Origin of the sequence: Streptomyces sp. NPDC048337, assembly GCF_043201175.1 — a bacterium.
Taxonomy (GTDB): domain Bacteria; phylum Actinomycetota; class Actinomycetes; order Streptomycetales; family Streptomycetaceae; genus Streptomyces.
Map to the genome: position 1 here is coordinate 199667 of NZ_JBICYR010000012.1, position 21370 is coordinate 221036.

Annotated in this window: 20 protein-coding genes; 9 read left to right on the top strand and 11 right to left on the bottom strand. The window is 70.9% G+C overall.

All coding sequences use genetic code 11. The features are described 5' to 3' along the window. Positions 1-30: 30 nt before the first annotated feature. Positions 31-1257, bottom strand: coding sequence for a helix-turn-helix domain-containing protein (locus tag ACGFYU_RS21165; protein ID WP_393828831.1), 1227 nt, complete (start codon positions 1255-1257; stop codon positions 31-33). 398 nt (positions 1258-1655) lie between these two features. Next, on the bottom strand, positions 1656-2078 hold the full coding sequence (locus ACGFYU_RS21170; RefSeq protein WP_393828832.1) for an SgcJ/EcaC family oxidoreductase: 423 nt from the start codon (positions 2076-2078) through the stop codon (positions 1656-1658). 59 nt (positions 2079-2137) lie between these two features. Between ACGFYU_RS21170 and ACGFYU_RS21175 the strand changes: the two genes are divergently transcribed. Beyond that, on the top strand, positions 2138-2686 hold the full coding sequence (locus tag ACGFYU_RS21175; RefSeq protein WP_393828833.1) for a flavoprotein: 549 nt from the start codon (positions 2138-2140) through the stop codon (positions 2684-2686). Between the two features lie 22 nt (positions 2687-2708). Here the strand turns inward: ACGFYU_RS21175 and ACGFYU_RS21180 are convergent, their stop codons facing one another. After that, on the bottom strand, positions 2709-3884 hold the full coding sequence (locus ACGFYU_RS21180) for an epoxide hydrolase family protein (RefSeq protein ID WP_393828834.1): 1176 nt from the start codon (positions 3882-3884) through the stop codon (positions 2709-2711). Between the two features lie 30 nt (positions 3885-3914). Then, positions 3915-4736, bottom strand: coding sequence for a BTAD domain-containing putative transcriptional regulator (locus ACGFYU_RS21185; RefSeq protein ID WP_393828835.1), 822 nt, complete (start codon positions 4734-4736; stop codon positions 3915-3917). A gap of 312 nt (positions 4737-5048) precedes the next feature. On the opposite strand from ACGFYU_RS21185, the gene ACGFYU_RS21190 reads away from it, so the two are divergent. Then, positions 5049-6254, top strand: coding sequence for an RNA-guided endonuclease InsQ/TnpB family protein (locus tag ACGFYU_RS21190; RefSeq protein ID WP_393828836.1), 1206 nt, complete (start codon positions 5049-5051; stop codon positions 6252-6254). A 50-nt stretch (positions 6255-6304) separates the two neighbouring features. On the opposite strand, the gene ACGFYU_RS21195 is transcribed toward ACGFYU_RS21190, so the two are convergent. The 5 genes from ACGFYU_RS21195 to ACGFYU_RS21215 form a co-directional block, all read right to left on the bottom strand. Then, positions 6305-7012: a ScbR family autoregulator-binding transcription factor gene (locus tag ACGFYU_RS21195; protein ID WP_393828837.1), complete on the bottom strand. Its 708-nt coding sequence runs from the start codon at positions 7010-7012 to the stop codon at positions 6305-6307. Positions 7013-7171: 159 nt separating this feature from the next. Continuing rightward, positions 7172-8020 carry a BTAD domain-containing putative transcriptional regulator gene (locus tag ACGFYU_RS21200; RefSeq protein ID WP_393828838.1) on the bottom strand — a complete coding sequence of 283 codons (849 nt, stop codon included), beginning with the start codon at positions 8018-8020 and terminating at the stop codon, positions 7172-7174. A gap of 278 nt (positions 8021-8298) precedes the next feature. Then, entirely contained in the window at positions 8299-8928 is a 630-nt protein-coding gene (locus ACGFYU_RS21205) for a ScbR family autoregulator-binding transcription factor (RefSeq protein WP_393828839.1), read from the bottom strand. A 216-nt stretch (positions 8929-9144) separates the two neighbouring features. Continuing rightward, on the bottom strand, positions 9145-9825 hold the full coding sequence (locus ACGFYU_RS21210; protein ID WP_393828840.1) for a ScbR family autoregulator-binding transcription factor: 681 nt from the start codon (positions 9823-9825) through the stop codon (positions 9145-9147). A 135-nt stretch (positions 9826-9960) separates the two neighbouring features. Further along, the gene (locus tag ACGFYU_RS21215; RefSeq protein ID WP_393828841.1) at positions 9961-11235 is read right to left on the bottom strand and encodes a cytochrome P450; all 1275 of its coding nucleotides are present in this window, start codon (positions 11233-11235) and stop codon (positions 9961-9963) included. A gap of 487 nt (positions 11236-11722) precedes the next feature. Between ACGFYU_RS21215 and ACGFYU_RS21220 the strand changes: the two genes are divergently transcribed. Further along, positions 11723-12691 carry a ScbA/BarX family gamma-butyrolactone biosynthesis protein gene (locus tag ACGFYU_RS21220; RefSeq protein WP_393828842.1) on the top strand — a complete coding sequence of 323 codons (969 nt, stop codon included), beginning with the start codon at positions 11723-11725 and terminating at the stop codon, positions 12689-12691. A 15-nt stretch (positions 12692-12706) separates the two neighbouring features. Here the strand turns inward: ACGFYU_RS21220 and ACGFYU_RS21225 are convergent, their stop codons facing one another. After that, positions 12707-13642 carry an NAD-dependent epimerase/dehydratase family protein gene (locus tag ACGFYU_RS21225; RefSeq protein WP_393828843.1) on the bottom strand — a complete coding sequence of 312 codons (936 nt, stop codon included), beginning with the start codon at positions 13640-13642 and terminating at the stop codon, positions 12707-12709. Positions 13643-13676: 34 nt separating this feature from the next. Here ACGFYU_RS21225 and ACGFYU_RS21230 point away from each other — a divergent pair, with 34 nt between their 5' ends. After that, positions 13677-14456 (top strand): glucose 1-dehydrogenase, encoded by a 780-nt coding sequence (locus ACGFYU_RS21230; protein ID WP_393828844.1) that lies wholly within the window; start codon positions 13677-13679, stop codon positions 14454-14456. Between the two features lie 310 nt (positions 14457-14766). Beyond that, positions 14767-14931 carry a hypothetical protein gene (locus tag ACGFYU_RS21235; protein ID WP_393828845.1) on the top strand — a complete coding sequence of 55 codons (165 nt, stop codon included), beginning with the start codon at positions 14767-14769 and terminating at the stop codon, positions 14929-14931. Positions 14932-15895: 964 nt separating this feature from the next. On the opposite strand, the gene ACGFYU_RS21240 is transcribed toward ACGFYU_RS21235, so the two are convergent. Next, complete coding sequence (locus ACGFYU_RS21240) at positions 15896-16663, bottom strand: TetR/AcrR family transcriptional regulator (RefSeq protein ID WP_393828846.1); 768 nt, start codon at positions 16661-16663, stop codon at positions 15896-15898. A gap of 67 nt (positions 16664-16730) precedes the next feature. Between ACGFYU_RS21240 and ACGFYU_RS21245 the strand changes: the two genes are divergently transcribed. The 4 genes from ACGFYU_RS21245 to ACGFYU_RS21260 all read left to right on the top strand — a co-directional run bounded on the left by ACGFYU_RS21245 (position 16731) and on the right by ACGFYU_RS21260 (position 21314). After that, positions 16731-18041, top strand: a complete 1311-nt coding sequence (locus tag ACGFYU_RS21245; protein WP_393828847.1) for an FAD-dependent monooxygenase — start codon at positions 16731-16733, stop codon at positions 18039-18041. Positions 18042-18254: 213 nt separating this feature from the next. After that, entirely contained in the window at positions 18255-18914 is a 660-nt protein-coding gene (locus tag ACGFYU_RS21250; protein WP_393828848.1) for a ScbR family autoregulator-binding transcription factor, read from the top strand. Between the two features lie 226 nt (positions 18915-19140). Then, positions 19141-20397 (top strand): ParA family protein, encoded by a 1257-nt coding sequence (locus tag ACGFYU_RS21255; protein WP_393828849.1) that lies wholly within the window; start codon positions 19141-19143, stop codon positions 20395-20397. Then, complete coding sequence (locus ACGFYU_RS21260) at positions 20394-21314, top strand: ParB/RepB/Spo0J family partition protein (protein WP_393828850.1); 921 nt, start codon at positions 20394-20396, stop codon at positions 21312-21314. The genes ACGFYU_RS21255 and ACGFYU_RS21260 overlap by 4 nt, the downstream gene beginning before the upstream one ends. Positions 21315-21370: the final 56 nt, after the last annotated feature.

Below are 21370 nucleotides of genomic sequence, written 5' to 3' on the forward strand. Positions count from 1 at the left end.
CAAGCCTGCACCAGGGGACTCGAGCTTTCCTCAACCCCCGACGGCCGAGACCTGCCCCGCCTCCGTCAGCGCGTCGGCCAGCACCCGCCAGATCTCGGCGGCGAGGTCGATGTTGGCGTCCTCCTGCGCCTGCTGGGCCAGGGCGCGCAGCCCCTGGATGCCGGAGGGGTCGCCGCCGAGGATCAGCAGCTGGTGGCGCAGGATCTCCAGCCGCACCTGCCCCCGGTACGTCATCCTCGGCTGGTCGGCGGCCAGTTCGCCGAGCAGGGCCCGCGCGTCGTCGTAGCGGCCGGTGGCGAAGGCCAGATCGGCCTTGAGGGCGGTCAGGTCCTGCCGCAGGGCCGGTGTGCCGACGAAGGCGAGGGCGGCCTCGGCCTCCTCCGCGCGGCGCTGTGCCTGCACGGGGTCGACCGGCATCTTCTGGAGGTGCAGCCGGCCCGTGGCCAGCCGCAGCCGGATCCACAGGATCAGGTCCTCCTGGCTGCTGAACCGGTCGAGGGCGGCGTCCAGGCAGGCCTGCGCGCCGGGGTAGTCGCCCTGGCGCATGCGGACGGCGGCGGCGGTCCACATGGCCTCGGCCCACAGCGCGTCGGAGCGGCCCTCGACGAGCGCGGTCAGCTCGTCCGCGTGCACCCGGGCATCGCCCACCCGGCCCGCCTCGGCCTGTACGGAGACGAGCGCCAGCAGGGCGGTGGCCCGGTCCTCCACGCCCAGCTTCTCGCGCAGCGCGATCCGGTGGGCCTCGACGGCCGCGTCCACGGCCGGGGTGATCTCACCGATGGAGCGCAGACAGCGGGCGAGCCGGGTCAGGCCGCGTACGCGCAGCTCGCTGACGCCCACTTCCTCGCCGAGCGCGACCAGTTGGGCCAGCCGCTCCCGCTCGACCGCGTGGTCGCCCTGGACGCGGGCGGCCTGGGCGAGCAGCCACAGCGCCTGCCAGCGCAGTACCGGGCTCTCGTGCCCCTCGGCGGCCAGGGCCTGGCGCAGCGCCTCGATGGCGTCGGGGGAGCCGGTCGACGCGGCGAGGGTGAGGGCGTGGGCCAGGGAGCCGGTGGCCGGCTCCTCGAAGTCGGCGGCCTCCAGGCCCAGCCGGCCGGCCAGGTAGCCCACGGCCCGGTCGGTGGGCTGCCGTGCCCCGGACTCCAGGCGGGAGAGGTAGCCGGTGGACATGCCCTCGCCGGCCAGCGCCGTCTGCGACAGGCCCTGGGCGAGCCGCAGCTTCTTCAGGCGGTGTCCGAACGCGGGCTGTCGCAGCATGAGCATCCCTCGGGTCGCGGGCAAGGAATCTGTCGGGAACGGGCACCGAGCGTAGGGTCCCCGGCAACAGCCGGGCAAACCTTTGCCACGGATTCCCGGCCCGTCTCGTCCGGACCTCGTCCGCACCTCATGCCGTCGTCGAGCGATCCTCGACCCCGGCCAGGCAAACTCTCCAAAATCCGGCCTTCGTACCGGCCGGCGCCCCGCTCTTCCCGCAATCAGCGCCTTGGAGTCGACGATGAGGCCATCGGTGTGCGCGTCCCGCGCGTCCTGCCCGTCCCGGACGCCCGCAGCACACACCGCGGCCCCCGCCGCCACCGTCCGGTCGTCCGGCCCGGCCCAGGAGGACAAGCCGGACGACGACATCGGGTGGCCGAAGAGGTGATCCCCGGCCCCGGCTACGCGCCGCCCGCGGCCACCACCTGGGTGTTCTGGCAGGCCGTCAGCAGCCAGCGCCCGTCCTCGGCCCGGGTCATCACGTACAGCGGCGCGCCCTCGCTGCCGTCCCCGTCCGCTGCGTGGTAGCGCTGGCGCACCTTCACCGCGGCCACGTCCGGCCGCAGGAACTGCGTGTGGACCACCTCGTAGGTGACCTTCCCGTCCCAGCTCGCGGCCGGCAGCACCTCCCGCGTGAACTCGGCTATCGCGTCGAATCCGATGAGGACCTTCCCGTGCGCGGTGGTCCACAGCGCGTCCGGGTGGAAGAGGGCGAGGAAGCCCTCGGCGTCCTTGGCCTGCTGCGTGCGCTCGACGGTGGCGACGACCTCCGCGATCGCCTCGACGGCTGCGGCTTCCCCTGTGGCTTCGTGGTTCCGGCTCATGAATCCGATCATGCTCCCTCAAGCATGGTTGAGGTCAAGCAATATGATCATATTGCCGTATGACCACGAGGACCCTGTACCTGTTCTGCTCCGCCGCCCCGCCCGTCTTCGACGTGGCCCACGTGATCGAGGACGCCCAGGCCCGCGGCTGGGACGTGTGCCTCGGCCTCACCCCCACGGCGGCGCACTGGCTGGCCGGAAGCCTCGACGGACTGGCCGCCCTGACCGGCCACCCGGTGCGCTGGCAGTACAAGCTGCCCGGGGAGGACGACGTATGGCCGCCGGCCGACGCCCTGCTCTTCGCGCCCGCCACCTTCAACACGGTCAACGCCTGGGCCCTCGGCCTCACCGACCGCTTCACCGTCGGCGTCGCCGCCGAGGCCATCGGCAAGGGCACCCCCGCCGTCGCCGTGCCCTGCACGAACACGGCCCTCGCCGCGCACCCCCAGTTCGACCAGTCCCTCTCGGTCCTGCGGGCCGCCGGCGTCGAGGTCCTGTTCGGCGAGAACGGCTTCACCCCCGGCCCGCCCGGCCAGGACGCCCCGCCCCACTTCCCTTGGCCGGTCGCCCTGGACGCCGTCTCCCGCGCCGGCAGGGCCCATACCTGACCGGACCGGACCGGGCCTCCGGTCAGGGCCGGAGCAGCCGGAAGAATTCCCGAACGTCCCCCACCAGCAGCTCCGGCACCTCCATCGCGGGAAAGTGCCCGCCCCTCTCGTACGAGGTCCAGCGCACGATGCGGTTGGTCCGCTCGGCGACATGCCGCAGCGGGACGAAATTGTCCCGGGGGAAGTCGGCGAGGGCGGTCGGCGTCCGCGACACCTCGGGCGGCCGCCCGGCGTAGTCGGCGTGCGCCCGCTCGTAGTAGATCCGGGCGGCGGAACCGGCCGTCCCGGTCAGCCAGTACAGCATCACGTTGGTGAGCAGCTGGTCCCGGTCGATCGGGCACCGCGGATCGCTCCACTCGGCGAACTTCTCCCCGATCCAGGCCAGCAGCCCGACGGGCGAATCGTTCAGCCCGTACGCGAGGGTCTGCGGCCGGGTCGCCTGGATGTCGGCGTACCCCTGCCGCTCGCGCGTCCAGCTCCGGTACCGCTCCCAGCTGGCCACCGTCCGCTCCCGCTCGCCCGGGCTCAGCGCGGCCAGCTCGTCAGCACTCGGCTCCTCGGTGACCCCGCCCCCCGGCAGCAGGTTCAGATGCACTCCGACCACGCACTCGGGCCGGATCCGCCCCAGCTCCCGCGATACGGCGGCCCCCCAGTCACCGCCCTGGACCCCGTAGGCCTCGTACCCGAGCCGCTCCATCAGCACCCCGAAGGCCCGCGCGACCCGCTTGAACTCCCAGCCCGCCTCGACGGTGGGCCCGGACAGCGCGAACCCCGGAATGTGCGGCAGCACCAGATGAAAGGCATCGGCGGGATCCCCACCATGGGCCCGCGGATCGCTCAACGGCCCGGCGACGCGCAGAAACTCGACGAACGACCCGGGCCACCCATGGGTCATCAACAACGGCGTGGCATCCGGCTCGGGCGACCTCACGTGCGCGAAGTGCACGTTGGCCCCGTCGATCAGAGTGGTGAACTGCGGCCAGGCGTTCAACCGCTCCTCGGCCGCCCGCCAGTCGTAACGCAGGCGCCAGTAGTCCACCAACCCCCTCACCTCGTCGAGCGGGATGCCGTACGCCCACCCCACCCCGGGCAGCTGGTCGGGCCACCGCACCCGCCCCAGCCGCCCGGACAGGTCATCCAGCTCCGCCTGCGCCACATCGAGCCGAAACTCCCGCAGCCCGCCCTCAAGATCGCTCACGCCCCGAGCATGCCAGAGGAAAGCCGAAGGTCAGACGGCGTACAGATCAAAGGTGGACCCTCTCTTGGGCCCGGCCTGCACGTCGAGCGCCGGGTCCACCGCCAGCATCGCCTGGTGCAGCCGCTGCAACTGCGGCGAGGGCTCCACACCCAGGTCCTCGATGAGCCGCCCGCGCAGCCTGCGGTACACATCGAGGGCCGTCGCCTGCCGCCCGGACCGGTACAGCGCGACCATCGCCTGCGAGTGCAGCCCCTCGTGCTGCGGATGCCGCGCGATCAGTTCGGTCAGCTCGGCCAACAACTCGGTATGCCGCCCCAGCCTCAGATCGACATCGATCCGCCGCTCAACAGCAACGAGCCGACTCTCTTCGAGCCTCATCACTTCGATCTCAAGAATCGGCCCCGCCCGTACGTCGACCAGCGCGGGCCCCTGCCACAACGCGAGCGCCGCCCGGAGCAGGGCCGCCGCGCTCTCGTCATCGCCCTGCTCGAAGTCGCTCTGCCCCCGGGCGACGAGACTCTCGTACTCGTGCACGTCCACCGACTCGGGCGGTATCTGCAGCAAGTACCCACCGTGCCGCGTGACGAGCACGTCCTTCACGCCACCCGGCCCACCGGGCCCCATGGCGGTCCCAAGCCTCCGCCGCAACTGCAGGATGTAGGTCTGCAGCGTCGTCAGGGCGCTCTGCGGCAGCGCGGTCCCCCAGATCTCCTCCATGAGGGTGGGTACCGGCATCACCCGCCCCGGGTACAGGGCGAGGAGCGCCAGAATCTGCCTGGGCTTCCGGGCGGTCGGCACAATGGACCCCCCGTTGACCTCGGCACTCAACGGACCCAGAACCTGAATCCTCACGGTGTCCTCCCCCCCAAGTCGTCGAGTACGGGGGCACGCTAACCCCACCCCACCCCGACCCCCCGATTCCTCAAGCCCCTCTCAAGCCCCTCTCCAACCCCACCCCACCCAGCCCCGCAGGCACTTGAGGCACGGGGTTCCGGGGCAGAGCCCAAGAACAGCCCCTCACCTGATTTCTCCCAGGAGGCCCCGGCCTTCAGGCCGGGGAGGAATGGGCCTTGGACCGGAGCCGCGAAGCGGCGGAGTTCTCTGCACATCTGCTCTGACCTGGACTCTCTTCCGTTGTCAGTAGGGGCTGTTAGGTTCCGAATCATGACGACGACACCGAAAGCCGAGACAGGGGCCGGGCATGCCCGGTATACCTTCCGGCTGCGCGTGTCGTCCGGCGCCCTTTCGCTGATGGAAGCCGAGTGGGCGCGATGCAGGTGGGTGTGGAACGAGTGCGTCGCGATGTCCCGCAAGGTCCACGCCCTCAACCAGGCGACCGGCGAGAAGACGACGTGCGGGCCTGCGCAGCTCGACAAGATGCTCACCGGGGCCCGGCAGACGATGACGTGGCTTAGGGAAGGCAGCTCGGTTCCACAGCAGCAGGTCATCCGGGACTTCGCGAAGTCCCGGGCGAAGGCGGTCAAGGACATCAAGGCGAAGCTGCCGATGCGGCAGCGGGCAGGGCTGCCCCGCATCAAGCGCAAGCGCGAGGCGACCTTGACGCTGAACTACACCACCCGCGGCTTCCGCCTCAAGGACAGCCGCCTGCACCTGGCGGGCGGGATCGTCCTGACGGTGGTGTGGTCCCTTGACCTTCCGTCCGCGCCGTCGTCGGTGCGGGTGTACCGCGACAGTCTCGGGCACTGGTACGCGTCGTTCGTCGTGGCCGCGGCCGCCGCTCCGCTGCCGGAGACCGGCCGCGTGATCGGTGTGGACTGGGGTGTGAAGGAGACCGCCACCACCACCTCCGACGCCCACGACCTGCCCCACGCCCAGCACGGCAAGACAGCTGCGCAGAGGCTGGCCCGGTATCAGCGGATGATGGCCCGGCGCCGTACGCCGAAGAACCGGCCCGACACCGCCGGCTACCGCAAGGCCCGCAAAGCGGCGGCCAAGGTGTCGAAGAAGATCGCCCGGAAGCGGACCGACACCGGCCGCAAGTGGGCCAAAACCGTCGTCCGCGACTTCGACGCGATCGCCGTGGAGGACTTCCGGCCGAAGTTCCTCGCGAAGACCACCATGGCCCGCAAGGCCGCCGACGCCGCGATCGGCGCCGTCAAGGCGGCGCTGGTCGAGATGGCCCGCAAGCACGGACGCACCGTGCATCTGGTCCACCCCGCGCACACCACGATGGACTGCGCACAGTGCGGAGCGAGAGCCAAGCACGCACTACCTCTTTCCGAACGAACGTATGCGTGCACCGCGTGCGGATTTGTGTCCCCCAGGGACAAGAACTCCGCCCGCGTGATGCTCGTCCGGGCTGGTCTCAACCCGGCTAGTGCTGATCTTGTAAGCCCTGCCACCTGCTAGGTGACAGGCAAAGTGAGCTAGGAATCCCCTCCCTTCAGGGAGGGGAGGTTTCAAAACCCGATCCGCACCGGCTCCGCGAGGAACTCCGCCTCGGTCCGATACGCCCGCTCCCGCCCGTCGGCCAAGAGACTCGGCAGCAGGAGCGCCCACAGCGCCCCCACCTTCCCCCGTAACTCCCCGTACGACATCCCGGTCCCCGACATGACCTCGATCCCGCACGCCGCAGCCGCGACCAACGCCTCCGCGCTCTCCCACCGGCGGCCCTCCACCGGCAGTTCCCCCGCATCCCGCGCCAGCCGCAGCAGCGAGCACACCGCGGAGATCCACGCCCCGTGGAAGTCCACGACCACCGGCCGCGCCCCGCCAGGGGCCCGCACCCCGCCAGGGACCCGCGCCCCGACAGGACCCCGCGGCCCCGCCCCACCCCACTCCTTGGTGATCCGGAAGCTCGCCGGAATCGCCGGCTCCTCGTGCAGCGAGCGCGCAAGCCAGTGCGTGATGTCGATCAGTGCCTGCAACGGCGAGACCCCGGACTCACGCAACGCCCGCACCTGCTCGTACAACAGCGCGCACCCCCGCTGCTGCACGGCCTCCGCGAGCTCGTCCTTGGAGGCGAAGTGGAAGTACAGCGCCCCCTTCGTCACCCCGGCCGCGGCCGCGATCTCGCCCAGCGTCGCGTTGGCGTAGCCGTTCCGGTGGAACATCTCGGCCCCGGCGCAGACCAGCCGCCTCCGTGTCCGCTCCGACCTCTCCTGCACCGAGCCGTCCCCTCTCGCCGCCGACAAAGCCCGAACCAGCCCCCGGTCCCGAGCCCTCACAACCCGGAACCGGACCCCAGCACGGACCCCGGAACCGGGCCTCAAAACCGGACTCCAGAACCGGCTCCCGGAACCAGCCCCAGCCCCAGCCCCCAGCCCTCAGACCCGTACGAGCCTCTCGCCCCCCGGCTCCACATTGGCCTCGGCCAGACTCTCCGGCCCCGCCATCAGAATCGACCGCTGCAAGCGCCGCAGCGCCACGGACGGCTCCAGCCCCAGCTCACGCACCAGCGTCCCGCGCAGCCGCTGGTACACGTCCAGCGCCTCACCCCGCCGCCCCGACCGGTGCAGGGCGAGCATGAACTGCCCGTGCAGGTTCTCGTGCGTCCGGTACCGCGTCACCAGCACCGTCAGCTCGGCCAGCAGCTCCCGGTGCCGCCCCAGCCGCAGATCCGCCTCGATCCGCTGGTCCAGAGCGCACAGCCGCGTCTCCTCCAGCCGCCGGGTCTCCATGTCCAGCTGGACCCCGCCCTGTACGTCGGCGAAGGCCGGCCCGGACCACAGCGCCAGCGCCTCCCGCAGCAGCCGCGCCGCACCGGGGAAGTCCCCGGCGTCCATCGCGCGGTAGCCGGTCCCCGCGAGCCGGTCGAACTCCCGCACGTCGAGGGTTCCGCCGCCGCTGTTGAGCAGATAGCCGCCGGGCAGCGTGACCAGGATGTCCTTGGCGGTCCGCACCACCTGCTCACCCTCGCCGTCACCGGCGCCCGCACCCCGCTCCAACGCGGTGGCTATCAGCGCACGTAACTGCAGCACGTAGGTCTGAAGCGTCGTACGCGCACTGCGCGGCGGCTCCCCCGCCCACAGCTCCTCGATCAGTGCCGATACGGGCACCACCTGATCGGCATGGAGGGCCAGGAGCGCCAGGACCTGCCGGGGCTTGGGGGCGGTCGGCGTGATGGAGATTCCGTTCTCCCGCACCGCCAACGGGCCCAGTACATCGATGTTCACGCCGTACTCCCCTGTCCTTGGATGAGTCGCATGGCCAGTAGAAAACAGGACCGACGGTTTGTCAATATCAAACCGGTCGCGCTGTTTTGGAAACCAGCCATACCCCACCGTCACTCAAGAACCCACTCTGACCAGGGCTTTCATGCGGCAATCAGGCCTACGGAACCACCCCAGGGGACCTCAACCGCCCCTCAACAAGGGTCACAGGAGCACACCCCACCCCACCACAACCAGACCAACCAGTCTGATCTTCAGTCACCAGGCAACGCCACAAAGCCCTAAACGGACCCCGCCGACCCCTCCGGCATCAACCCGCCCAGCACCCCGACCGCCGCGAGCCGCGGCAGCATCAGCGTCCAGAACCGGGTGAGCGTGTGCGGCGCGACCCACTCCGGCTCGTGCGCGCCCAGGACCTCCAGCCCGACCGTCGCGGCCACCACCCCACGCGCCGCGTCCCGCGGGGAGAGCCCCTCGGCGAGCGACCCTTCGCGCGCCGCCTCCGCCATGACCTCCTCGACCCACAGGCGCCACTGCCGGCGCAGGTCGACCCCGCCGCTCCAGGAGGCGTCCGCGCACAGCCCGAAGCCGGCCCGCACCACCACGTCGTCCGCGAGCAGGCCCATCAGCGCGTGCGTGGAGTCGACGAGCACCTGCAGGGCGCTCCCACCCGCAGAGGCCCCCACCCCACCGACCGTGACCCCCCGCAGCGCCCGCGCCGCCTGGTCCTCAACGGCCTGCGCCAGCGCGGTCTTGCTGCCGAAGTGGAAGTGCAGACCCCCGGCGCTCACCCCGGCCCTGCGGCTGATCACCGCGATCGACGCGGTGACGAACCCCTGCTCGGCGAACACCTCCGCGGCCGCACGAACCAGAGCTTCCCGCGTGCGAGCGGCACGCTCCTGCTTTGCCATGGAGTCTCCACAAACCGCCATCGCGGTTTGCCCAAGGGGGTACATGGGGGGTACTTGGGGGGTACAAGATCTTGACGAGTCACAGTCCGCGCCCCCACCGGAGCCCGACTCGAGTCCCGCTGGAGCGGACCGCCCCGTCCGCCCGGCTCCCGCCGCGGCGAAGGCGCCTCAGCCTGCTGCCTGCTGCCTGCTGCCTGCTGCCTGCTGCCTGCTGCCTCAGGACAACGCCGGCTCGGGTTCCTGCACCGTCCCCGGACCCGGCCCGGCCTCCATCTCGGCGGTCACCCGCTCCCCCCGGTCGGGGGCCATGTCCAGCCTGCCGAGCATCGCCGGCGTCGCGATGCTCGGGCAGATGTGCTGGTAGACGCCGGCCACCCGCTCCTCGATGTCCTCGCGGTCGCTCAGGGTCTGCGAGTAGATCTGCGCGCCCGTCCAGCAGGCGGAGAGGATCCAGGCCGTCTCGGCGGGATCCACGTGCGGCAGCAGTTCGCCCTGCTCCTTCGCCTGCGCCAGCAGGGTCCGCGTGAACTCGATCCACCCCGGCACCGAGCCCCCGCCGAAGATCTCGCGCATGCCCGGCCCCAAAGAGAGCCGGGCACCCGCGCTGAGCATGGGCTCCCGTTTCATCCGGTACGCCAGGACCATGGCGACGTCGACGAGTTCCTGCAGCTTGCTCTCCCGGTGGGGCACCCCGCCCTCGGCGAACTGCTCGTCGAGCACGCCCTGGGCCAGCTCCTGCTTGGAGGAGAAGTGGAAGTAGAGCGCGCCCTTGGTGACGCCCGCCCGGGAGAGGATGTCCGCGATGGTGGCCGCGTCGTAGCCGCGCTCGTCGAAGACCGCCGCCGCCGCTTCCAAGATCGCGCGACGCGTACGTACCGCACGCTCCTGCCGTGCCACGGGTGCCTCCGTTGTCCGTGGGTCGTTCCGATGGGATCCACATGCAGGATCCCACCACCCCACTAAAACCAACCAGAAGGTCCGATTTTTTTCAAGCAGTCCAGAGGCAACCCTCCCGTGATCAATCAGTCACTATCACTCGGTCGCTTTTGCCTCCGCCCCCAGCACCACCGGCAACTCCCGCAGCCCGTTGGAGATGAACGACTCCACCCGCGGCAGCTCCCCCGATTCCGGAGCCGCCACGGCCGTCTCCGGGAACCTCTCGAAGTACCGCCGCACCGCGATCCCGCACTCCAGCCGCGCCAGGCTCGCCCCCAGGCAGTAGTGGGTCCCGAAGCCGAAGGACAGATGCTGCCCGCGCGTCTCCCGGGTGACGTCGAACCGCTCCGCGTCCGCCCCGTGCACGGCCGGGTCCCGTCCGGCCGACCCGAAGGACACGATGATCGGCTCGCCCTGCGGGATCACCACCCCCTCGCCCATGTCGATGTCCTCCACCGCGAACCGCATGAGCCCGTACGAGGCCGGCGACTCGATCCGCAGCGCCTCCTCGACCACGTCCTCCCAGGAGGCGAGCCCCTCCCGTACGAGCGCCAACTGGTCGGGGTTGCGGAGCAGTTCGTACAGGGCCGTGCAGATGAGGTTGACGGAGGTCTCGTATCCGGCGGTGAAGAGCAGGATCAGGTTGTCGACCAGCTCCTTCTCCCCGAGCCGGGCCCGCTCCTCGTCCTCGCCCGCCCGCACCTCGGCGTCCCGGGCCGCGATCAGCGCGCTGGTCATGTCGTCGCCGGGGTGCGCCCGCCGGTAGGCGACCAGGTCGGCCATGGTGACGTCCAGGTCGAGCGCGTTCTGCTGCGCGTCCTCGGCCGTGATCGTCGTGTCGAAGAACCCCTTGATGATCTTGTGCAGGGGCGCCCACGAGCGCTCCGGGATCCCGAACAGGTCGAAGACGATCCGCGTCGGCAGCTCGTGCGCGAACTCCGTCCGCAGATCCACCACCTGCCCCGGCGGCAGCGCGGCCAGCCGGTCGAGCAGCCCGTCCACCACCTCCTCGATCCTCGGCCGCATGCCGGCGACCCGCCGCGAGGTGAAGGCGTTGGCGACCGGCTTGCGCAGCCGCGTGTGCTCGGCTCCGTAAGCGGTGATCATGTTCTGCACGGAGACCCAGATGGCCAGCGGCCACTCGGCGCCGACCTCCCCGTTGATCCACGCGGGCCAGTGGCGGTAGGCGTCCTTCGACACCCGCGGGTCCACGAGCAGCCTGCGTATGTCGGCGTGCCGGTTGACGGCCCAGGCGGTCACACCGCCGGGCAGCAGCACCTGCGTCGCCGGCGCCTGTTCACGGATGAGGGCTGCCTCGGCGTGCACGTCCGCACCGGAGACGTCGATGGCTATCGGGCACTGACGGTTCATCTCAAAGCTCTCCAGGTTGGGCGGTTGCGTGTCGGCGACAGGGCGCAGCGGAGTGTCCACGCCCTGCATTTCAAAACCGCCCATCCGGTTCTTAACTCACCGACGGCGGCCCCGAGTCTGGCACGACCGGCCCCGCCTGCCAATGGTTTCGGGGACGTGGTCGATCCCACGCCGACCGCCCGGGGTTGGCTTGAATCCCCTTGGCTGAACGGCGGGTGCCGACACCCTGTCGGACCGGCGCATATGACCGGAAGACCGGCTCTCACTTGGGACGGGACCGACCGCGCCCCGGCCGGCACCCCCCACCCGGATATCCGCTGGTAGGCGTCATGCCGACGGCACGTAATCGTCGTTTCCCACCTGTTGAGACCGGTGCGCGAGCAACACCCGCCCCCTCGTGGCACCTTGCAAACAAAACCGGAGAGTACGTATCTTGCGTCGCGTACCACCCCGTCCTATCCGTCAAACGGCACCGCGGGAGAAGTCCATGACCACGCTGACAATCCGCAACGACGCGCCTGTCCTCCCCCTGCCGGGGGCGGTGGCGGGGGCGGGGGAACCATGGATGCGCTGCAACGACGCCCGCGGACTGACCACGACGGTGCCCAGGGAGTACGTCCACCGCAGCTCTCTCGCCGAGGTCTTCCTGACCGGCTGCGACCGCATCGGCGCGGACGCCTTCGCCCTCGCCGGGCAGTGGCCCCGCGCCCACACCTTCTTCACCAGCGCCGACGGCACCAGCCACGACCCGGTGCAGGCCGGCGAGACCATCCGCCAGGTGGGGCTCTACCTCTGCCACGCCGTCTACGGGGTCCCCCTCGGCCACAACGTCCTGCTCTGGAGCCTCGACTTCACGTCCCGGCCCGAGCGGCTGCGCATAGGCCGCGGCCCGAGCGACCTCGACATCACCGCCGTGTGCACGGACTTCGGCTGGAAGGGGAACCGTTTCTCCGGCTTCCTCGAGGTGGACATCCGCCGCAACGGCGAGGTCGCCGGCTCCGGCACCGCCCGCTTCAGCTGCGTCGCCCCCGCCACCTACCGCCGACTGCGCGGCGACCGCGGCCTCCTGGGATTAACCCGACCGCTGGCCCGCCGTACGCCGATGGCCGCCGCCTCCGTCGGCCGGATGCTGCCCTTCGACGTGGTCCTCGCCCCCACCGACCGGCCCGACCGCTGGCAGCTGAGCCCCGACCTCGACCACCCGATCCTCTTCGAGCACGCCAACGACCACCACCCCGGCATGGTCCTCGTCGAGGCCGCCCGCCAGGCCGCCTGCGCACTCCACGTCCCCGGCGGCTTCACCCCCTCGGGCATCGCCACCGAGTTCCACCACTACGCCGAACTGGACGCCCCCTGCTGGGTCGACGCAGCCCTCGTCGCCCCCGGCCGCGTCGTGGTCACCGGCCACCAGGAGGGCCGCACCGTCTTCCACTCCACGGTGACCGGCGCCTCCTGACCCCCGCCGGCGGTCTCACACCCGCAGCTCACCCCGATACCACTCGGCGTACTGCCCGAACCCCTCCGAGAACCGCGGCCCGGGGGAGGCCTCCAGCCGTCCCCACAACCGCCCGCTGTCGTACCAGTGGTCCACCGCGAGCAGCGAGACCCGTCGCCGCAGCACCGGATCCGGCTCACCCGGGCCCCCCAGCAACTCCAGCGCCCCGGGCACGTCCACGTCCCCCTCCGGCAGCGGCAGCCCGAGCTCCCGTACGACCGTCTCCACCAGCTCCCGCGCGGTCACCGGCTCGGGATGTCCGGCGTGCAGCACACCACCCGCACCCTCCCCCCGTACGGCCAGCTCCGCCAGCGCCCCGGCCAGCGCATCCACCGACACCATGGACATCCGGGCCCGCCCGCCGTCCACCCAGTGCGGCAGCCGCGCGAGCAACTGCACCAGCGACGGCACCACCCACCGGTCGCCCCGCCCGTACACCAGATGGGGCCGCAGCACCGTCCCCCCGGCCGCCAGTACCAGCCGCTCCCCGTCGAGCCGCGTCACACTGGTCACCGACCCGGGCTCCTCGGGAAGTTCCCCCTCCGCCGCACCCCGGTGCGCCCCGTCCCGGTACACGGCCGCCGTCCCCAACTGCACGATCCGCCGCACCCCGGCCCGCTCCGCCTCCGCCAGCAGCGCCCGCGTCCCCTCCACGTTCACGGCCCGGCACTCCTGCGGTGTCCCCCCGATCCGCGAGGCCAGATGCAGCACCGTTCCGACGCCCTCGCACAGCCCTCGTAACGACTCGCCCCGCGCCAGGTCTCCCCGTACGCCCTCGACCCCCGGCGGCACATCGGCCCGATGGACCAACGCCCGCACCGGCACCCCTTCCTCCACGAGCCTCTCGACCACGAGCGACCCCACGAAGCCCGCACCCCCGGTCACCAGCACACTTTGCACGTCACTGTTCATCACAAGCCCCATTCCACCGTGTTACGTTCACGCAGTGACGCTGGGATCGAACAAAAATGCTCTGCTGGCGGGCAAATCAGCCCTCATAACGGGCGCGAGCGCCGGCATCGGGGCGGCCGCCGCCCGCGTGTTCTGCCGTGAGGGCGCCTCGGTGACCCTCGTGGCCCGCCGCGAACCCCAACTCGCCGAACTCACCGAGGAACTGCGCGCCGCCGGCCACCAGGCCCAGTACGTGGTCGCCGACGTCTCCCGCACCGAGGACGTGGCCCGCGCGGTCGACGCGGCCGTCGCCGCCTACGGCCGCCTCGACGCCGCCTTCAACAACGCGGGCGTCGGCGCGACCCCCAAGCCCATGCACCTGCTGGACGAGGACGCGTACGACACCGTCATGGACACGAACGTCCGCGGCGTCTGGAACTGCATGCGCCACGAGATCCGCGCCATGCTCACCACCGGCGGCGGCTCGATCGTGAACAACAGCAGCACCGCCGGCCTGGTCGCCACCCCGGTGACGGCGACCTACATCGCGTCGAAGCACGCGGTCCTCGGCCTCACCAAGGCCGCCGCCTGCGAGTACGCCGCCCAGGGCATCCGCGTGAACGCCATCGCCCCCGGCGCCACACGCAGCGAGATGATCGACGCCTGGATCAAGGAGAACCCGGAGGTGGAGGAGATCCTCCTCCAGTCGGCCCCCCTCCCCCGCATCGCCGACCCCACCGAAATCGCCGAGTCGGCGGCCTGGCTGTGCAGCGACCGCGCCTCCTTCGTCCTGGGCACGACCCTCTCGGTGGACGGCGGCTGGACCACCCGTTAACGGCGTTAACGCCGTTAACGCCGCCGCGAGGGGCATCGACCCCACCCGAAACCGGATGCCGACTTCGCGGTCGAGGACCTGGACGAGGCCAAGGCCCGGCTACTGGAGCTGGGGTGCGGGCAATCCGGATCAGACCTCCAGTCGCCCCTCAACGCTGCCGCACACTCACGACACCACCGCATTGAATGCCCATGTCTGAGGCGTCCATGACAGGGCGATAGTTGAGACCGCTTGACTGGCATGCTCGTTGACGTGTTTGTGGTGGACGCTTCGACGCCGTGACCATGGAGATGCACTGCGGCTTCAGCCGATGAACTACGAGGCCATGCGTGCAGTGTTCCGCCGAATCAACGCTGCCCTCGGCACCAACCACACGATGCACGATCTCCGACACGTCGCCGCCCTGCGCATCAGCCGGGACAAGGATCTGACGCTGCTCGCGACGTGCAGACCATCCTCGGTCACGCCCACCTGAGCACCACCGGGGACGTCCATCTCCTCGAAGACGAAGTGCGGGTGATCCGCCGCGTCGCCGAACACCTCGCCGGGCGTGAGCTCCGCGCTCAGCAGGTCTCGCCACCGGTTGCCGTCGGCTATGAGGCTGACGACCTGGCCGTGCCACCCGGCCTCCCGTTAACGGCGTTAACGCCGTTAACGCCCCACCCCGCCCGGCCCACCACCGTCGGCCCACAACTCCATCCCGGCACCCCGAGGCGCTGCCAGCCCACCGTTAACGCCGTTAACCCTACCCACCACCCGGCCGACCATCCGTCGCCCTTTCAACGCCGACAGCGTGCCCAGCACCCTGACTCCGCCGAGCCCACCGTTAACGCCCCCACCGCCCGGCGCCCACGCCCGCCGTCTACTCAGCGCCGTCGTCCAGGAGCCCCTGGCACCCCAAGGCACCGCCAGACCACCGTTAACGCCGTTAACGCACGGCACGGCCCGGCCCACCACCGTCGGCACAACTCCAACCCGGCGCCCCCGACACCCCAAAAGCTCTGCCAGCCCACCGTTAACGCCGTTAACACCGTTAACGCCCCACCGCCCACACCCGCCACCTACTCAGCGCCATCATCCAGGTGCCCCCTGGCACCCCAAGGCTTCGCCAGCTCACCATCAACGCCGTTAGCACCCCCACTCCGCAGGCGGCCACCGTTAACGCCGTTAATGCCCAGCCCGCCCGGCCCACCACCGTCGACCCTCAACGCCGCCAACTCGCCCTCCCCCCGCGGCTCCGCTGGGCCCACCTCAACGCAGTCAACGGGCCCCCACCCCGAGCCCACGCCTTAACGCCGTTAACGCCACCCACGGAGACGCGCCCACCATTAACGGCGTTAACGCCGTTAACGTGCCGCCCGCCCCCACCCCTCGGCCCGCCCGCCCCCTTCACCGCGTTAACGCCGTTAACGCCGTTAACGCCGTTAACGCCGAGCGCCTCACCCACCCGTCCGCCGGGCCACCAGCAGACCGAGCCCGTCCAAGATCCGCTCCAGCCCGAACTCCAAGGCCTGGTCCTGCCCCCCGTGCTCCGCCACCGAGGCCAACGCCGCCCCGAGCGCAGGGAACCGCTCCCCGTGCACCCGCATCACCTCACCCAGCATCGCCGCAAGCTGCGCATCCGGCCCCGCCCCCGCAGCCCCACCCGCCGCCCGCTCCTGCTCCGCAATCCCCCGTACATGCCCGGCCACGAGCACCACCGCATCCATCGCCTCGGCCCCGCTCAACCGGCACCCCTCCAGCGCCGCGAGCGCCCGCTCCATCCACCCCAGCTCCCGCGGCCCCATCACCCGCACCCCGACCGTCGCCTCCAACAACCACGGGTGCCGCCGAAACCCCGCATACAACTCCCGCGCCCACACCTCGATCCGCTCCCGCCACCCACCCAGCGCCGCAGGCCCCGGCACCGGCAACGCCGCCTCCACCATCAGCGCCACCAACTCCGCCTTCCCCGGCACGTACCGGTACAGCGCCATCTTCGTGACCGCCAACTCCCCGGCCACCCGCTGCATCGACACCGCGCCCAAGCCCTCCGCATCGGCGATCCCGACCCCCGCCAGCGCGATCCCCTCCAGCGTCAGCCCCCGCTTCGGCCCCCGCGCCGGCGGTCCCGGCGGCGGCCCCCACAACAACCGCACCGCCGCCGCCCCGGCCCCCGCATCCCACTGCTCATCCGCCATCGGCTCGATCCCCTTGCGCTCGCCCAAAAACTGCGTCTACCGTGCACAGTATCGCTTTAGTATCCACCGGACACAGTTATCCGAGGGAACCCCCATGCGCCAGAACCAGCAGAACCAGCACCACCCGCAGAGCCACCCGCACAACCACCCGCCCCAAACAATCCTGATCTCCGGCGCCAGCATCGCCGGCCCCGCCCTCGCCCACTGGCTGGGCCGCCACGGCTTCCGCCCCACCGTCGTCGAACTCGCCCCCGCCCTCCGCCCCGGCGGCCAGGCCGTCGACTTCCGCGGCGAAACCCACCTCACCGTCCTCGACCGCATGGGCATCCTCGACGAGCTCCGCCGCATCCAGACCGGCGGCAGCCCCATGACCTTCGTCGACGCCGAAGACAACCCGCTGCTCCACCTCCCCGCCGAGTTCGCCGGCGGCGACATCGAAGTCCCGCGCGGCGACCTCTCCCGCGTCCTCTACGAGTCCTCCCTCCCCACCACCGAGTACCTCTTCGGAGACTCGATCACCTCCCTCACCGAGACCGCCACCGGCGTGGACGTCACCTTCCGCCACGCCCCGCCCCGCACCTTCGACCTCGTCATCGGCGCCGACGGCCTCCACTCCAACGTCCGCCGCCTCGCCTTCGGCCCGGAGTCGGACCACGTCACCCACCTGGGCCACTACGCCGCCACCTGGACCCTCCCCAACCACCCGACCCTCCGCCCCACCACCACCCCACCCAGCGCACCCAGCGGACCCATCCCAACCCACCCCACCGGCTCCACCGCCTACAACGCCCCCGGCCGCCTGGCCAGCGTCAGCACCTCCCGCACCGACCCCACCCGTGCCGCCGCCTTCCTCGTCTTCGCCTCCCCCGAGCTCACGTACGACCGCCACGACCTCGAAGCCCAGAAGGCGATCCTCAAGCAGGCCTTCGCAGGCCTCCCCTGGAAGGTCGGCCACCTCCTCAGCTCCCTGCCCGAAGCCGACGACCTCTACTTCGACTCCATCAGCCGAGCCGACGTCCCCACCTGGTCCGCCGGCCGGATCGCCCTCGTCGGCGACGCCGCCTGCGGCGCGACCATCGGCGGCATGGGCACGGGCACCGGGATCGTCTCGGCGTACGTCCTGGCCGGCGAACTCTCCCGCTCGCCCGACGACCACCAGGCCGCCTTCGCCCGCTACGAGTCCCTCCTCCGCCCCTACGCCCAGGACTGCCAGAAGGGCGGCGACCGTACGGGCCCCTTCCTCGCACCCGGCACCAAGCTCGGCCTGCGCCTGCGCAACGGCCTTCTCAGCCGGCGCCGCATCCTCAACTGGATGCTGAAGGCAGGGAAAGACGCCACCGCACTCCCCCTCCCCACCTACACGGAAGAAGCCAGTCCACTGACGCCGAAGCCGTCACCCGCATGACGAGGAGCGCAACGCCAACGACCAGCAGCCCACCGTTAACGGCGTTAACGCCGTTAACGCCAACGCCCCCTCCCCACCCTCACCCCAAAAAGTACTGGGCGACTGGTTTTCTTCCCCCCGACCTGCCTAGATTGACCCCGGCACAAAACACAGAGCCAAATCCCCAGTCAGCGGCAGCGACACCCGCAGCCCAACACCCCAGGAGACACGCACGTGGCAAGGGTCAGGCAGGAACGTGCGGAGATCACCCGCCAGGCCATCCTGGACGGCGCGGCCACCGCCTTCGACCACGCCGGCTTCGAGGGCACCAGCCTCAGCGACGTCGTCCGCCACGCCGGAGTCACCAAGGGCGCCCTGTACTTCCACTTCCCCTCCAAGGAAGCCCTCGCCCGCACCCTGATGGACGAGCAGTTCCAGATCTCCGCGGACGTCCCCGCCATCGAGAACCCGGGCCTCCAGACGGTCATCGACCTCTCCCACCAGATGGCGTACGGCCTACGCACCAACGTCCGCGTCCGCGCCAGCATCCGCCTGGTCATCGAGTTCGGCTCCTTCACCAACCCGGACCCGACCCCGTACAACACCTGGATCGACACCGCCCACGGCTGTCTGACTCCGGCCCAGGAACACGGCGACGTACTCCCCTCCCTCGACGTGCACGCCCTCTCGACCTTCCTCGTCGGCTCGTTCACCGGCATCCAGGTCACCTCCCACGTCCGCACGGACCGCGAGGACCTGCACACCCGGATCACCGACCTCTGGAACTTCCTCCTCCCCGGGATCGTGCCGGCACCCCGCATCCCCCACTTCGACCCGACGGGCTCGCCCGAGTGCCGGGCGGAGCTCGGCCTGCCGGTCCCGACCGCCGGCTGACGACGCTTCCAAAGCGACAGGGCGGCCTCGCACACGCCGTGGCGAACCACGGGGGTGCTCGCTACGGCGTGTGCGAGGCCGCCCTGTGGCGTACCCGGCAAAACCACCCGGAAGCACACCCGGCGACACACTGAGCGGCACACCCAGAAGCAGCACCACCCACTTCGTTAGCAAAACTCAAGCGTGGCGCCCACGAACACCCAAGAACGTTAGTAAAGTCCCTCTCATGACTTCGCCCTCGTCTCAGAGCGACCGAGAGAAGGTCGTCTCCAAGCTCCCCCCGTGGCTGCGCCAGGAGTTGAAAATCCGCACCGCCCAACTGCGGGTGGACATCCAGGACGCCGTCCACCAGGGCATCGCCCAGTGGAGCGCCCTCGCCTCGGCCCCCTCCCCCGTCGACACCTCCGGCGCCGAATCCTTCTCCACCTGGCTCCCCGCGGGCCAGTGGGAGTCCTTCCGTACGGACTCCCGCCACCGCGGCGTCTCCCTCATCCAGGGGCTCGCCCAGTCCGTAGTGCTCTGGCTGGAGCTCAACCCGGCCCCCTCCGTCGTACGGCCCTCCGTGGTCCGCCGCATCATCGTGTGCAACCAGAAGGGCGGCGTCGGCAAGACCGCCATCACCGCGGGCACGGCCGAGGCCCTCGCCGAGGACCCCGCGACCCTCCACCCGGTCCGCATCGCCCGCCAACTGGCCCGCCTCACCACCGAGGACGACCAGCCGGACCCCGCGGCCACCACCCCCCTGGACCTGGAGGACCTCCCGGGCCTGGGCATGCGCGTGCTCCTCATCGACTTCGACCCCCAGGGCCACCTCACCAAGCAGCTCGGCCAGCAGCCGCTCCCCATCGGCGGCGACAGCCTCACCTGCCACATGGCCGGCGAGGCCAAGGGCCCCCTCAAGGACCTCATCGCGCCCATCGAGCACGACCGGTTCGGAGACCGCCTCCACCTCCTCCCCGCATGCACGGACGCCTTCCTCCTCGACGTCCGCCTCTCCACCGTCCGCGCCCGCGAGGCCGCCCTCGAACGCGCCCTGGCCCCCGTCGAGTCCGACTACGACGTCATCCTCGTCGACTGCCCCCCGAGCCTCGGCCTGAGCATGGACGCGGCCATCTACTACGGCCGCCGCCGCGACACCGAACAGCCCGGCGCCTCCGGCGCGCTGATCGTCGTACAGGCGGAGGACTCGTCGGCCGACGCCTACGACCTCCTCACCTCCCAGATCAACGATCTCCGCGACGACCTCAGCCTGGACATCGACTACCTGGGCCTCGTGGTCAACCTCTACGACGGCCGCCGCGGCTACATCGCGACCTCCTCCCTCCAGGCCTGGATGGACATAAAGGATCCGCGCGTCGTCGCCGTCGTCCCCGACCTGAAGGAACAGCGCGAAGCGGTCCGCGTGAAGCAGCCCCTCTTCGTCTACGCCCCCAAGGGCGACCAAGCGGTCGCCCTGCGCGCCCTCGCCCGGGAGATCTCATGAGCAGCAAGGCCGACAAGCTCGGCGTCTCGGCATCCTTCGCCCGCGCCCAGCCCGCCGGCGTCAGCTCCCGCCGCGCGGCCATCGCCGAGGCTACGGGCGCTCCCACCTCCGGGGTGATCCCCCCGTCCGAGGTCCCCATCGAGGCCCTCGCCCACAACCCCTTCAACCTCCGCGAAGACCTCACGGAACTCGACGAACTGGCGGCCTCCCTCACCGCCAGGGGCCAGCTCCAACCCCTGGCGGTCGCCACCCGCATGGCCTTCATGGAGGCCCACCCGGGCGCGACCGACGGCCTGGGCCGCGCCCCGTACGTCGTCATCGACGGCAACCGCCGCCTGGCAGCAGCCCACCTGGCAGGCCTCAAAACGATCCAGATCCACGTCAACGACGCCCTGGCAGCCTCCTCCTCCGACATCCTCGAATCGGCCCTGATCGCCAACATCCACCGGGTCGACGTGGCCCCCATGGACCAGGCCCGCGCCCTCCAGGAACTCGTCGACGTACACGGCTCCCAGGCCCAGGTCGCCAAGCGCCTCGGCAAGACACCGGCGTGGGTCTCCCAGCGCCTGACCCTCCTCAACCTGACCCCCACTCTCCAGGACAAGGTGGAATCGGGCGAACTCAAGGTGGAACCGGCCCGCCGCATCGGCCGCCTCCCCCAGGAGGCCCAGCAGGCGGCAGCGGAGGAGACCATCAACGCGGTAAATCCCCCCCGCCAACGCACCCACCCCACCCCACCCCAACCACAGGACGGGGACCGGAACCGGGACCGGGACCGCGACCGGGAGCAAGAACGCCCCACCCCCCGCATCACCATCTCCACGATCTCCCCGGAAACGATCGCGGACGCCCTCACGGCCCACCTCACCCCGGACGACCTCAAGGCCGTCACGGAACTCCTCATGCTGCGCATCTGAGGCACACCCACGCCGGGGGCGCTGACGGCATTAACGCCGTTAACGCCCCCACGTGT

What these genes read in the sequence shown, in the direction of transcription:
- ACGFYU_RS21190 (WP_393828836.1), top strand. Translation starts at nt 5,049, where the DNA reads ATGACGACGACACCGAAAGCCGAGACAGGGGCCGGGCATGCCCGGTAT.
- ACGFYU_RS21260 (WP_393828850.1), top strand. Translation starts at nt 20,394, where the DNA reads ATGAGCAGCAAGGCCGACAAGCTCGGCGTCTCGGCATCCTTCGCCCGC.
- ACGFYU_RS21215 (WP_393828841.1), bottom strand. Translation starts at nt 11,235, where the DNA reads ATGAACCGTCAGTGCCCGATAGCCATCGACGTCTCCGGTGCGGACGTG.
- ACGFYU_RS21255 (WP_393828849.1), top strand. Translation starts at nt 19,141, where the DNA reads ATGACTTCGCCCTCGTCTCAGAGCGACCGAGAGAAGGTCGTCTCCAAG.
- ACGFYU_RS21225 (WP_393828843.1), bottom strand. Translation starts at nt 13,642, where the DNA reads ATGAACAGTGACGTGCAAAGTGTGCTGGTGACCGGGGGTGCGGGCTTC.
- ACGFYU_RS21205 (WP_393828839.1), bottom strand. Translation starts at nt 8,928, where the DNA reads ATGGCAAAGCAGGAGCGTGCCGCTCGCACGCGGGAAGCTCTGGTTCGT.
- ACGFYU_RS21165 (WP_393828831.1), bottom strand. Translation starts at nt 1,257, where the DNA reads ATGCTGCGACAGCCCGCGTTCGGACACCGCCTGAAGAAGCTGCGGCTC.
- ACGFYU_RS21235 (WP_393828845.1), top strand. Translation starts at nt 14,767, where the DNA reads ATGAACTACGAGGCCATGCGTGCAGTGTTCCGCCGAATCAACGCTGCC.
- ACGFYU_RS21170 (WP_393828832.1), bottom strand. Translation starts at nt 2,078, where the DNA reads ATGAGCCGGAACCACGAAGCCACAGGGGAAGCCGCAGCCGTCGAGGCG.
- ACGFYU_RS21245 (WP_393828847.1), top strand. Translation starts at nt 16,731, where the DNA reads ATGCGCCAGAACCAGCAGAACCAGCACCACCCGCAGAGCCACCCGCAC.
- ACGFYU_RS21220 (WP_393828842.1), top strand. Translation starts at nt 11,723, where the DNA reads ATGACCACGCTGACAATCCGCAACGACGCGCCTGTCCTCCCCCTGCCG.
- ACGFYU_RS21175 (WP_393828833.1), top strand. Translation starts at nt 2,138, where the DNA reads ATGACCACGAGGACCCTGTACCTGTTCTGCTCCGCCGCCCCGCCCGTC.